This window comes from Amycolatopsis sp. SID8362, from assembly GCF_010550475.1.
GTDB classification, from domain to species: domain Bacteria; phylum Actinomycetota; class Actinomycetes; order Mycobacteriales; family Pseudonocardiaceae; genus Amycolatopsis; species Amycolatopsis eburnea.
In genome coordinates, this window is sequence record NZ_JAAGNB010001409.1 from 1 (window position 1) to 1,241 (window position 1,241).

The window sequence follows — 1,241 nt, forward strand, 5'->3', positions numbered from 1 at the left end:
GTGCGCGCGCAGGTCGCCGCCGTGCTCAGCTACGGCTCCCCGGACCGGATCGAGGAGGGGAGCGCGTTCAAGGAGCTCGGGTTCGACTCGCTCACCGCGGTCGAGCTGCGCAACGCGCTCACCGCCGTCACCGGCCTGCGGCTGCCGGCGACGCTGATCTTCGACCACCCGACACCCCGGGCCCTCGCGCGGCACCTGCTGGCCGAGCTCGTCGGCGGTGACGGCGAAGACCTCCCGGCCGTCCCGGCCGGCCCCGGCGCGGCCGGCGGCGACGACCCGATCGCCATCGTGTCGATGAGCTGCCGCTACCCCGGCGGCGTCGGCTCGCCCGGCGAGCTGTGGGACCTCGTCCTGGCCGGCCGCGACGGCGTCTCGCGGTTCCCCGAGGACCGCGGCTGGGACGTCGAATCCCTGTACGACCCCGATCCGGCGCACGCGGGCACGAGCTACACCCGCGAGGGCGGGTTCCTCACCCAGGCCGCGGAGTTCGACGCCGCGTTCTTCGGCATCTCCCCGCGCGAGGCGCTGGCCATGGACCCGCAGCAGCGGCTGCTGCTGGAGAACGCGTGGGAAGCCGTGGAGCGGGCGGGCATCGACCCGGCCACGCTGCGCGGCAGCCGGACCGGCGTGTTCGCCGGGATCATGTACCACGACTACAGCACCGCCGACGTCGAGTTCCCGGCCGAGTCGCTGGGCTACCTCGGCACCGGCAACGCCGGCAGCGTGCTGTCCGGCCGCGTCTCCTACACCCTCGGGCTGGAAGGGCCGGCGGTCACCGTCGACACCGCGTGCTCGTCCTCGCTGGTGGCGGTGCACCTGGCGAGCCAGGCCCTGCGGAGCGGCGAGTGCTCGCTGGCGCTCGCGGGCGGCGTCACGGTGATGGCCACGCCGAGCACGTTCCTCGACTTCAGCGCCCAGGGCGGGCTGTCCGCCGACGGCCGCTGCAAGTCCTTTTCGGACAGTGCGGACGGCGTCGGCTGGGCCGAGGGCGTCGGCGTCCTGCTGCTGGAACGGCTGTCCGACGCGCGCCGCAACGGCCACCCGGTGCTCGCGGTGGTCCGGGGCAGCGCGGTCAACTCCGACGGCGCGTCCAACGGTCTCACCGCGCCCAACGGCCCCTCGCAGCAGCGCGTCATCCGGCGCGCGCTCGCCGAGGCCGGACTGTCCACTTCGGACGTCGACGTCGTCGAGGGGCACGGCACCGGTACCCCGCTGGGCGACCCGATCGAGGCGCAGGCGCT

1 protein-coding gene is annotated in these 1,241 nt (G+C 74.8%); it reads left to right on the forward strand.

The features are described 5' to 3' along the window. The coding region (locus G3I65_RS42960) for a type I polyketide synthase (RefSeq protein ID WP_166641291.1) at positions 1-1,241 on the forward strand (1,241 nt) is incomplete at both ends.